Source organism: Microcoleus sp. AS-A8 (genome assembly GCA_039962225.1).
Taxonomy (GTDB): domain Bacteria; phylum Cyanobacteriota; class Cyanobacteriia; order Cyanobacteriales; family Coleofasciculaceae; genus Allocoleopsis.
On record JAMPKV010000021.1, the window covers coordinates 47,973 to 60,906 of the forward strand.

Below are 12,934 nucleotides of genomic sequence, written 5' to 3' on the forward strand. Positions count from 1 at the left end.
TAGCTGAACATTTCCAGTAACAAATTCAAAAGTAGCTAGATTGGTTTGAACCAGATGAACAACATTTCAGTGAATTGTTCTGTTGGGCGGCTTTTTGTGTAGTCGAACAAGGATGAATCAACAACGTCGCCGAGCCTATCGAAATCTAATCAAAGCACTGCTGAATTGTCCCAGTGGTGATGAACCGACAATTTTGAAGGCGAACCCAAACCTCATAGATGCTGATTTAGTGCAGACCATGCTAGAGATAGCGGCTGGTTTGATAGTTACAGGTAAGCTGGACGCTTCAGATTTCTTAATGAATGTCGCTGGTTACCTGTTAGGAGTGTACAGTAGTACGCCAATAAAGAGATTGTCAAGCAAAGATGCACCAAGAGCAGTTGGTATCGGCAACTCGTTTGCAGTAATCCCGGAAAAGTATGCCAGTTTCTCATGTGAATTAATGCAGGCAACTTTAGATAACAGAAGGAACCTAAAAGGGGTATACCCTCTCCTGCAAGCTAACTTGGACAAACTAGATGATACCTTTGCTCAAGTGTTGCGTGACTGGGCAACTTCGCTCTTATCGGAAGTGGAGCCAGCAGCAGCAGAAAACCTTGCGGCAGATATCGGCAATCTCAGTTTTCTGGTTCAGCAATTCTCACTAGGCAACAAAGCTAGCAACTTAGAGATTGCCATTACAGGCTACGAAGTCACTGCCACCGTTTTTACCCCTGAGGGTTTTCCAGAAAAGTGGGCAAAGACTCAGAATAATCTGGGAGAAGCCTACCGTAACCGAATTCGGGGTGACAAGGTTCAGAATCTAGAAAACGCGATCGCAGCTCTCCAAAACGCCCTGCTAGTCTACACCCCCAAAGATTTTCCCCAACGGTGGGCAATGATCCAAAACAATTTGGGTCTTGTCTACAGGGAGCAAGGGCAGATTGAGCAGGCAGTCGCGGCACACGAAGACGCCCTAAAAGGCTATAGCTATCAGGAGTTTCCAGAAGAATGGGCAGATACCCAAAACTATCTAGGTATTGTCTACAGCGACAAGAGCGACAAGGGGGAAATTGACAAGGCAATCGTAGCTTACAAAAATGCTCTTAAAGTCCGTATTCCTGGGACAGATAAGTGGGCAGAAACCCAAAACAATCTGGCAATCCAGTATCGCGAAAGTGGGCAGATTGCTCAAGCGATCGCAATCTACCAAGACAACCTGCGAGTTTACACCTGCGAGGCATTTCCAGAACGCTGGGCTATGACCCATTACAATCTGGGTCATGCCTACAGTGAAGCAGGACAGATTGAGCAGGCAATTGAAGCTTATCAGTCAGCTCTCAAGGCGTACACACCTGCTGCTTTTCCCCTCGAATGCTTGCGCTGTGGAAATAACCTCGGTCACCTAGCGTTCGATGCTGGGCGTTTGAAAGAGGCTATCGAGGCGTATGGCGTCGCTATTGAAGCTGTTGAGTACAGTTGGGCTTGGGCAAGTACCGATGCGCGGCGTCAAGAGATTCAAACAGAAGCGATAGGTGTCTACATCGGAATTGTAAAAGCCTACATCAAGAGCAAGCAGTGGAAGAGGGCAATTGAATACGTTGAGCGCAGCAAAGCCCGCAACTTGGTACAACTCCTGGCTAATCGCGACCTCTATCCAAAAGGAGCTTCAGAAAGTGACTGCAATCAACTGAAACACCTGCGTCGGGAAATTGCGGCGAAGCAACGGCAGTTAGAGGGTGAACAGATAAATTTCTCCACTGACACCCATGAAAATAAACAACCCCTAGACCACGCCTATGCTGAGCAATTGCGCCAAGACCTGGATAAGTTGCAGCAACAATTGAATCAGTTGCTCGAACAAATCAAGACCCTAGACCCCAACTTCAGCTTGACTCAACGGGTCGAACCCATCTCTTTTGAGAGGATTCAGGCATTGCTACCCAATGATAAAACTGTCCTCATCGAGTGGTACGTCTTAGGTGAAACTTTTCTAACCTTTATCGTTACCCGCCAAAGCCCTGGCATTACTGTTTGGCAATCCTCTCCAGAAGACGATCGAGCTTTAGTTGACTGGCTTAGAGAGTATTTTCGTGACTACGAGCAACCCTCAAAGGAAAATGGGAACAACCAGCTAGAGTTCAAGCTTGATCGCCTTGCTCAAATTCTGCATTTAGAGGAAGTCCTCTCCCATATTCCAGATACCTGCGATCGCGTGATTCTCATCCCTCATTTCTTACTCCACCTGCTTCCCCTTCACGTCCTGCCACTCAGTTCTATGGATACGTCTCTTGTCCAGGATAGAAGCCTGCTAGCAAAGACGAGCGAATTGGATGCTGACCCCACAAGACAAAAATGCCTCCTTGACCGATTTCCTAAAGGTGTGAGTTATGCCCCTAGCTGCGGACTATTGCAGCTAACTCAAAACTCGCAACACTCTGAATTTAGCTATTTCTTTGGCATCCAAAACCCCACTCAAGATCTGACTTACGCCGATATTGAAGTCGAAACAATCAGGCAGAACTTCTGCCCCAACGATAGAATCCTCGCTAAAGAGGCTGCCACGAAACAAGCCATCTACAACCAGCAACTGCATCTTGCCCACTGTATCCACTTTTCCTGTCACGGCTATTTTGAGCCTCAAGCCCCCCTGCGTTCTGCCCTCCGCCTCGCTGATGCCACGCCAGCAGAAACAGAAACGTCCCAGATGGCAAACCCAGAGCGCTATATTCCTTTAAGAGAAGGTAGCACCGTTAATCTGGAAAAGTGTTTGACATTGGGAGAAATTTTTGGGCTAGATCTTAGCCAATGTCGCCTTGTCACTCTCTCCGCCTGCGAAACAGGCATAACCTCTCCCAAGGGTTTGATCGATGAGTACATTGGCTTACCCAGCGGCTTCCTAGTTGCTGGCAGCTCCAGTGTCGTTAGTAGCCTGTGGCGGGTTGATGACTTGGCAACGACTTTGTTGATGATTAAGTTTTATCAAAACCTCCAGACAGGCTCAAGCGATCGTCCTTCCAGCCATGAATTATCAGTAGCTTTTGCCCTCAATTCTGCTCAATTGTGGCTGCGGGACAGCACCCAGGCAGATTTATTGAAGTGGACATATCAATTAAATTTGGCTGAACATTTCCGGCAACGAATCCAACAACAGCTAAATTGGTTTGAATCGGATGAACAACCGTTCTGTAATCCTCAGTATTGGGCAGCTTTCTGTGCCATTGGACAATGATAAACTCACAACGACAGCAAGACTATGCAAATTTGATTAGCGCCTTGTTGAGGTATCGGAGTCCTCAAGGAACTAACCAGATTTTGAATGCTAACCGGGGTTTGGTTGATGCGTGGTTAGTACTGACAATGGCAGAAGCAGCAGAAATGTTGAAACAAAGAGATGACAAGGAAGCTTCTAATTTTTTAATGAATCTCGCTCATCAAATCACTAATGAACTGCAATTGTCATCATCAACATCCACTTCTACTGTTATCCCGACTCTTAAGTTACAGCTTGCCTTCTTTGTTCAGGTTTACCAGGTGATTGAGCGAAGTCAAAGTAACCCAAAAGCCGTATATTCTCTTCTCAAAGAGAACTTAAACCTAGTCAATGGTTTCTTTGCTGCTGTATGGAAAGACTGGCTAATGGCTATGATACCGGACTTGAAATCAGAGCGAGCACATGGCGTAGCAGCAGTTATTAGCAATTTTAGCGTCCTAATTAACGACTTCCCTCTAGGAAATCGGGCTATCAATCTAGAAATTGCCATTGCTGGTTACGAAGTTGCTGCGATAGTCTTTACCCGTTCAGCTTACCCCTTTGAATGGGCAAATGCTCAAAATAACCTGGGAACTGCTTACTGCGAACGTTTCCGAGGCAGAAAAATAGAGAACTTGGAAAGGGCTATTCGCTACTTCTCAAAAGCATTAGAGATAAGAAATCGCGAAACAGACTCCGAAAAATGGGCAGAAACCCAAAATAATCTAGGAATTGCTTATAACCACCGTATTAGAGGAGAAAAAGCAGAGAACTTGGAAGAAGCAATCAAGCATTTCCAAGCTGCTTTAGAAATACGAACGCAGAATAATTTTCCGAAGGCATGGGCACAGACCCAATATAATTTGGGATCTGCTTACCAGGAGCGTATCCGAGGGAACTTGGCAGAAAATTTAGAAAAAGCAATTGACTGCTACTTGGCTGCATTAGAAGCCTATACCCAACAAGATTTCCCCCAGTACTGGGCAGATACCCAAAACAACTTAGGAAATGTCTACGTCGAACGTATCAAAGGAAAGAAGGTTGAGAATTTAGAAAAAGCAATTAAATATTACTCAGCCGCCTTAGAGGTATATACCCATGAGGCTTTTCCTGAAAGATGGGCATCACTGCACAACAATCTTGCTAATGTCTATTTGCATTACATCTGGGGTGACAGAAAAGAACATTTAGAAAAAGCAATCCGCTATTGTAAAGCAGCGTTGCAAAAATACACGCAATTAGGATTTCCGGAACAATGGTCATTGATTCAAAACAATTTGGGTAATGCCTATCTCTATCGGCTCGAAGGAGATAAATCAGAAAATTTAGCAATAGCAATTTCTCACTACCAAGCGGCTTTAGATATACGCTCCCGCGAGGAATTTCCTCAAGATTACGGAACTACTCAATATAATCTTGGTCTGGCTTACAAAGAAGCCAAACAATTCCATAAAGCCTATAGTGCTTTTGCTGCCACTAATGAATTGATAGAGTCTTTCCGGAGTGAAATTATCTTTGGCTCTGGGATAGAGGGAGATAAGCAAAAACTTACTGAGAAATGGAATAACCTCTTTTCAGATATGGTGGAAGTCTGCATAGAAATTGGTAATCTTCCTGAAGCCATTGAATACGTTGAGCGCACCAAATCACGAAACCTCGTTGAACTTCTAGCTGCCTCAGAACTCTACCCCAGAGGTGCGTCAGAAGAACTCAAACAGCAACTTCGTCACCTACGCGGTGCTATCTCATCCCTACGGCAACTACTCACACAAGCAGAAAATAGGCAGAATTTAAGCGGCATAGAACAAAAACTAGCAAGACCAGAAGATAGAGAAAATTTACGGGGTGGAAACATACAATACTCAGGAATTTCTGAGGCTAATCGTGAATACATCATCCAACAGCGCCAACTCTTGCAAGATTACCAGCGCCAACTTGATCGAGTCTTCGCTGAGTGCCAAAAACTTGACTCCGCCTTCACCTTAACCCAAAAGGTTGAACCGATCTCTGTTGCTAAAATTCGCACCTTGATTGACCCCCATACGGCAATATTAGAATGGTATATTGGCACAGATGGGTTCCAGACCTTCATTATCACAAAAAACAATCTGGACGTGGTGCAGTTTGGCAAAGCTGAATTAAAAAAGCTGCGTACTTGGAATCAACAGTATCTCCAGTCCTTGTTCAATGACACCACTACCTGGAAAGCCAACCTCGATCAGTGGCTCCATACTCTTTCGGAGATATTGCACTTGGATGAGATCATCAGCCATCCTGCTCTATCCAACTGCCATTCTCTAGTACTGGTTCCCCACCGCTACCTGCATATAATCCCGCTTCATGCCTTACCTGTAGGGAGGGGGGAATCAGAGATCGGGAAGGGGGAAGCATCAAACCCAACTCCTTGCCTGCTTGACAGATTCCCTGGCAGAGTCAGCTACGCCCCTAGCTGCCAACTGCTAGAACTGGCCCAAAAGCGCTCTCGCCCAGAGTTCTCTCACCTGTTTGCTGTTCAAAATCCCACAGACGATCTCATTTATACCGATTTGGAAGTGGAAGCGATCGCCAATCACTTCCACTCCAGAGAAGTCCTTGTCAAACAACAGGCGAAAAAGTCGGCTATCGATGACCAGCGACTTGGCAGAGCACATTGCGCCCATTTTTCCTGTCATGGTTACTTCAACCTAGAAAATCCACTGCTTTCAGCACTGCTGTTGGCAGATTGCCAAGTTTCCCCCACACCTGCACAGCATAACCCACTGCAATATCTGCACCTGAAAAATGGATCAGTTCTGGATTTGAGTCGATGCCTCACCCTGGCAGACTTGTTCAGCAAAGATCTGAGTGCTTGCCGCCTAGTCACGCTTTCGGCTTGTGAAACGGGCTTAACGGACTTCACCAGCCTGACAGATGAGTATATCAGCTTACCGAGCGGCTTTATCTATGCAGGTGTTCCCAGTGTCGTCAGCAGTCTGTGGCGAGTTTATGACTCAGCGACAGCGCTGTTGATGATTAAGTTCTATGAGAATCTACAAAGGGCTTGTCATGAGGCGATACAATCCGAAGTTCCACAAGCTAGAGTTCTGGATGGGGAAGGCGCTTCTAGCCAGACAGTATCAGTAGCACGGGCACTAAACGCTGCCCAAATCTGGCTGCGGGATGCCACCAAAGCCAAATTACAAGCATGGGCAAGTCACTTGAAATTATCATCAGAGCTAATTCAACAGATTGAGCAGACCTTAGACTGGTTTAACTCCGACGAACAGCCTTTCCAAGACCCCATGTACTGGGCAGCCTTCTGCGCGATTGGACAGTAGGCTTTTGTTCTCACTTTGTTCTACGGAAGGCTTTTGCTGCCATTTTGGACTTTTGGAAAATTTATGATGCTAGTGTAGGCTGGCAGACATAATCTAACTCGTGAAATTCTCCCCCTCTTCTCTTGGCTAAAGAGTCGAGACTACAACAGAATGATTCTCCAACCATACCCAACCTACTGCGTGCTTATATCCTCGTCACTTACAAAGGAGTGGGAGAGAGGCAGCTCCGGGTAAGCAAGAACGTCAAAGTGGCAAACATCGAGAACGCAGCCAGTCTGATGACAGTAGTGTTTGAGGAGTTTCAGTTTAGTCTCGACGATTTCCTAACTCTCCATAATCTGGTAGGCTCTTTCCCAAATTAAATCTTACACAAATTCCGCCTATTTCTAAAGGCAAAGTGTCAATTGACCTCCTCGATCAAAAATATAGTCACAGCTTGATTAAGCTATAATTAAGAAGTTTCTATATACTTTTAAAGCGTAACTTTTATCAATTAATTAAGGTTTAATCTATTTTATGCCATCTCGAAAGAGCCAATCAAACTATGGCAGATGTCACTGAATCAAACACATATAACCAATCTATTTTAGGTATTAACTTAGATGGGCTTAACTACCTTGAAGGTGAAAATTTGCTTTCAGAAATAAATTCCATCTTCTTTCAAGCAATAGAGAATGGAATCAAGAAATATTATAAAAACGAAGAATTAAATGCTCTGGAAGAGCTAGGTAAAAGGATAATAAGAGATATTTTCAAAGAGCATCTTTGTCTAACTAAAGCACAAGCTGATGCACAAGAGCTAGAAGAAGTAACTACCAAAGTATTTCAAAAATTTCAAGCCTACTTAGAAAATCGCAATAAAGCGGATGTCAAAACTGTAGACCAGCTCGACGAAACAATACTACATGTAGAACCACGACTTCCTCCCATAACGCCTATTCCTTCATCAGTAGTAATGTTTTCAAGCATTGAAGCTTATACCAGGAAAGACCGATGGCAAAAGAACGAACAAGGAATAGCCTGCTTACAACACAGAGCTAAAGGAAACCCCCAAAATTATATTGAGCATTACATCACCAACCCTAGAGATATTACCCTATTACCTTGGGATGAGGCACAGCAAATTATTGATAAGTTTGGGTTTACAACAGCTAAACTACACTTAGTTTTTGCTGCTCATGCCATAAAATCACAAACCCCTTGGGAAAGTAAATTTAATTTGAAAGCTAGCGAGATTATTCGGGAATTTGGTTGGGAAAAAAATCATAAAAAAAGCAAACCAGAAAAACTGCTAGAAATTGCTAACACAGCCTTTGCTCTTGATTGCCTCCTAGTTAAAGCTTTTTGGGTTGAGGGAAAGAATAAGAAAGGACAAATCATAGCTAGTGCTCCTGTAGGGAGAATGTGGAATGTCTATATCAAACCTATCGGTCAAGTTGACATTCAAGGAAAAATAGACCAGCCTGACGAAGTTTACATTACAGTGCAGCCCGGATTATGGACTCAAGATTTTTTGAACCGAGCTGGAACTAAATCAAGAGAAGCTTTATATCAGTTTGGCTACTTAGCTGAGCAAGTTTTGAAAATCGATCCCTACCATGATGAACTCGCACTAAGGTTTGCTATTTACTTAACCTTGGATAGCCGAGTTCGCCCTACGGGAAACTACAAAGTCCAGGAGTTATTAGAAATTGCACTACCCCAATCAGTTATAGACAAAGCTCGGTCAGACTGCCGCAAAGCTTATGACTTAAAACAGCGTTGGGACAGCGCAATAAAGTTACTGCTCGAACTGGAGTGGCAGGTTACGTTTGATGCGGAAACTTATCCTGCATGGCTAAGACCAGACGCAAAAGGTAAGAAGCCTAAAGGTTACCTAGATAAGCTCCTGGAAGCCAAGCTGACTATTAAACCTATACCCCCTATTCCAGAACTTCTAGCCTGTAAGGTAAAAGCTAGGGCGAAATCCATAAAGCCCAAGAACAAGTTGAAGCCAAGTCCTCCTAGCAGCTTAACCAGCAGCCAAGTTAGAGAAGCTCGTCAAGCTAAAGGTTGGACTCAAGCCAAACTGGCAGGTTTTCTCGGCGTATCCCAAAAGCTCGTATCCCTGATCGAGTGTGGCAAGCGCACGGTCAACCAAGAGCTAGATCTCAAGATACGAAGGCTTCTAGATATCAAAGATTAATATCTCGCTCTGTCCGTTCGTGCATCAAGAAACTAATGCAACCTGAAGCCGCTGGCAACAGGGCGTGACACCTCGTTACTCGACATCGGGTGGACTTGATCGCCTAACGCACCTGTTCTTTGTTCTAAGTACAGGCATTTTGTTCTAAAAAATTTTACCCCTAAAAATTGGCATCAAATCTTTGCCATATATAGCTTTCAGCTTTAGAACAAAGCCTTCCACATCCCCCGATAAAACTTTCCACATCCCCCGATAAAACTTTCCACATCCCCCGATAAACCGTTTTAAAAATCCTTACTCCATAAAGCGTTCAGCTTCTTAGAACAGCTCCGATCAAAGATTAAAGATCACTTGGCAAATCCCAGTCTCAGGAGTCTGGGAGGATTAGGGTCGCTACTCTACTCCTATCAGGGCAACCGTGAGTCAATTCAAGCATCACACCCCAACCAAAGCGCGACTGAGAAACCCTAAATCCGTTGAACGCCAAGCAAGCTATCGCACAAGGCGCATCACTTTACCTGACTCACCGCTATCCGGTGTCAGCAGATATCTCAGAACTGAATGCTTTTCAAACGATTGGCTGCTTCAGAACAACGGCAATAGCCAAAGTTGGGGGTAGTCTGAATGTCTAAAGGCTATACCTACGCAAGCAAACGGAATACCTGCCCTCATTGCGGTCACGACAGCGGTTGTAAAATTTTTGATGATGGCAAGATTTGGTGTCTTAGGGTTAGTACCCAATCAGATATAGCTCCTGACTACCGTTTGATTGGATGGCTCGGTAATGGCATGGGAGCTTCCTTGGTTGCCAGTCCTACTCATCTGAGTAGCTCCCTTGACAAAACCGAGTATGAAAACCGCCGCCGTGAATGGGAAAAGCAGCGGAAACAGGCAAAGCGTCACCGACTCGGTATTGAAGACCGAAACGCCCAATATCGCCAGATTGCCCAACGTCTCGATCTCTCGCAACGACACCGACAACTTTTGCGCGATCGCGGATTAACGGATGCGGAAATTGACTTTGCCTATCAGGAGGGATGGATTAGAACTTGGCAGCCGGGTAATCAAACCTTCAATGCCAACCCTCTTCTAGCAGGAATCAACCCCATCACCCACAGGTTAACTGGCGCTGATGGATTTTCTATTGCTGCCTGCGATCCCGATGGAAAAATTACTGGACACCAAATCGCTACCGATAACCGCGATCGCTTGAGTAAATACATTTGGTTATCCAGCAAACGTCACAGTGGCTGTGGTCCGCAGCTCCCCAATGGAGAGCTACCACTATTTGTCTGGAAGCACCCAGAAACCGCAGAAATCCAGGAAGTGCGGCTAATAGAGGGTGGTTTAAAATCCCTGCTGGTTGCCTTCTGGCTGTGGAGGGAAGGCAAGAAACATATTGTTGTAATCGGTACTGCCTGTGCTGCTAGATACGGTCAGCAAACGCTGCAAGATTATTTAACGCGATTAGGGGCAAATCGAGTCAAAATCCTACCTGACGCTGGTGCGATCACTAATCGGCACATTAACAAAGCCAATCAACAAACCCTAACATGGCTGCAAGAGTGGGGCTACCATCCCCTTGTAGCTGATTGGGGACAACTCCATGACAAGTCCCAACCCGACTTTGACGAACTGTTAGCCCGAAACAGAGGTAACGAAGTTCAATTCATTAGTGCTGGCGAATACTTGGAGCGCTCATCTTTTGAAAATTCAGAACAACAGCGCTTAGAGGAGTTCGAGGTATGTCATGGTTTCACCCGTTGGCTGAAGCGTCTTTTCGACAGGCACAGACCCAAAAAAGGTTTTGGACTAAAGCCACTTCAAAAACCAATTGAGCTGCCACCAATTATTCACTACAAGCCGGGTAAGCTTCCCTCTCGCTCGTCATGCAATGGTATTGTGCCAAAAATCATCTACAAAAAAGGAGATCGCTTGCTGCTGTGGAAAGAAGCAGTAATTGCAGGTTGGCAGCACATCCTCGATACATCAGCACCAGGATTGGGTAAAAGTCACGCGGCGGGTTTGCTTAGTGCCAAAAGCCTGGGAATTGACCAACTTTGGTACTTTGCAGAATTTGCCCGCAACGTTACCACACCTTCAGTGCGAGAAAACTTCGCCTATCTCGAACCCCGTCATAACGGACTCAAACAGGATAGCGATCCAACCGGAAAAACCTATCTCAGGCGACCGAAAGCTGGCGAAACACCTGACACTATGGGCAACTGCCACCGAGCGGAGCTATTTTTGGAATTGTACGCTAAGAACCTACCTTTTATTGAAGGTACTGATAATCCCGTTTGTGCAGGCTGCCACTTGTCTGGAGCTTGCCGCAGCCGTGTTGATGCTGGCTTTGGGCATCGGCGAAAGCGCTTCCTTACCTTTCAATCCCCCAACATACTAGCTCACCTGGATAGTACACCTGGCTCGGACTTCGAGTGGGGTAAAACTGGCTTGATTTTTGATGAAGCCCTGCGTATTATCAAACCCCTTAAGTTAGTTAAAGTCAAACTCAAAGATGTCGAACAGGCTCTTGCCCAATTGGCTTTAAAAGCGCCTGAAATCAACACGGCTCTAACTCCCGTATTTCAACTGCTGATTGACTTTCTTAACGGCAAAAAGAAACTACCTCGCTACGGCTACAAAGATGGAGAAGTGCGGCAACTTTTTTGGGATGCCTTAGTCTCCCCCAGTATCCAAGAAGATGCTTTCACTGAACCGTTTCAAGGACAGTCGTGCCAATTAGCCTGTACTATAACTGATTCACCCTTACCACCCCTTATCCAAAAAGCTGCCGCTGTCCTTGAACCCGATTTAAGCTTCTTACAGGAACCTGATGGCGTTTCGGTAAAGAATGTCCCCTCAAAGTGGAAAGCGATCGCTTTTAGGGCTAACCAAATCCTGAGACAGCAATCTTATCAGGAAATGACCTCTAAGGCAGAGAATGTACCACTCAACTGGTTGGTGCTGTTTCTAGAGGTGTTGAGTGGTGCAGTACGCGGTGCGTTGCAACTGGAACGTGGCAAACTAATCGTTGCTACCCGCAATTACAGACACAGCGATATTGCCGCCAGGTCGAAGTGGAACATTTACCTCGATAGCACTGCTAACCGCCAATATCTGGGATTGTGGCTTGACGTACCAGAAGCTGAGATTTTGCACGTCGAGCAAGTTCTTCCTAGTTACAACAACCTCCAAGTCATCCAGGTTAACGGACTGGGGCTAGCGGGGAAGGAACGTTCGGCTTTGTGCGATCACAGGATTGAAGCTCTCCGGAGTCAGTTTAGGGAATGGATACCTGACATCGTTATTGAAGATTGGAAAGATAAGCTCCCAGAAGATGAACCTCTGCACGATCGAGGCAAAGCTCGATACCTGGCAAAATTCCGAGACACGCGAGGAGCTAACTACGCGACTGATGCTCCGGCACTCGCTAGTTTTGGTATCCCCTACCCCAATATCGGCTCCCTTGAATTACTTTACACGGTACTGACGGGTAAACCAGCAGGTAAAGATGAGCTGGAATTTCAGGAGTTTGTTGATTGGTCTGTACAAAGTGAGATTATTCAGACCGTGGGCAGGCTGCGATCGCACCTGCGACCCAACAAACAGCTCAAATATTACTTCTGCGCCGATTATGACTTGAGTTTCCTTGAGAAACATTCAATTAAAGTAACAACCCTAGATGCTTTTGAAATCACTCCACTAGCAGGTACGCCGACTCAGATTGGTCGATGGGAAGTCCTCAAGCTGCTATCGGAAGCCCTTGAAACTGGGCAAGACATCCAGAAAATCTCCCAAGCTGAAATTGCACGAACCCTCGGTATTACCCAAGGGCGAGTTAGCCAACTGTTCAGTTCAATCGGTGGGTGGAAGCCCTTCAAAAAATTATTAGTACCTCTATTAGAGAACTTAAAAGGGAGACTAATAAATTTCAATTGGGAAGATATGAACTTCCTGAGAGCTACTTTGGAACTTCCACTTAAAGAGAGCCTTACTCAAGTGGTAAACCAAGTCGAGATTAGTGGATGGAAGGATTTTACTGAAATTATCGCAATAGCCTCAAGCGATATCCAGATGGGGCTTATCGGACTGCTGTTAGACTTGCCCAACTTGTTGCTTCTAAACGAACTGGTAGCAAAGCTCTTGCCACCCGACACAAGAGCGTTTTCAACGACTTGGAAAGAGTAACAGTGCTGA

General features: G+C 45.4%; 5 protein-coding genes. All 5 read left to right on the top strand.

The window, feature by feature from the left end; genetic code table 11:
* Positions 1-112 precede the first annotated feature (112 nt).
* Positions 113-3,211, top strand: a complete 3,099-nt coding sequence (locus tag NDI48_24935) for a CHAT domain-containing tetratricopeptide repeat protein (GenBank protein ID MEP0834413.1) — start codon at positions 113-115, stop codon at positions 3,209-3,211.
* Positions 3,208-6,549, top strand: coding sequence for a CHAT domain-containing protein (locus NDI48_24940; GenBank protein ID MEP0834414.1), 3,342 nt, complete (start codon positions 3,208-3,210; stop codon positions 6,547-6,549). The genes NDI48_24935 and NDI48_24940 overlap by 4 nt, the downstream gene beginning before the upstream one ends.
* 544 nt (positions 6,550-7,093) lie before the next feature.
* Complete coding sequence (locus NDI48_24945; protein MEP0834415.1) at positions 7,094-8,734, top strand: helix-turn-helix domain-containing protein; 1,641 nt, start codon at positions 7,094-7,096, stop codon at positions 8,732-8,734.
* Between the two features lie 476 nt (positions 8,735-9,210).
* Entirely contained in the window at positions 9,211-9,366 is a 156-nt protein-coding gene (locus tag NDI48_24950; protein MEP0834416.1) for a hypothetical protein, read from the top strand.
* The gene (locus tag NDI48_24955; protein ID MEP0834417.1) at positions 9,359-12,925 is read left to right on the top strand and encodes a hypothetical protein; all 3,567 of its coding nucleotides are present in this window, start codon (positions 9,359-9,361) and stop codon (positions 12,923-12,925) included. Before NDI48_24950 ends, NDI48_24955 begins: the two co-directional genes overlap by 8 nt.
* Positions 12,926-12,934: the final 9 nt, after the last annotated feature.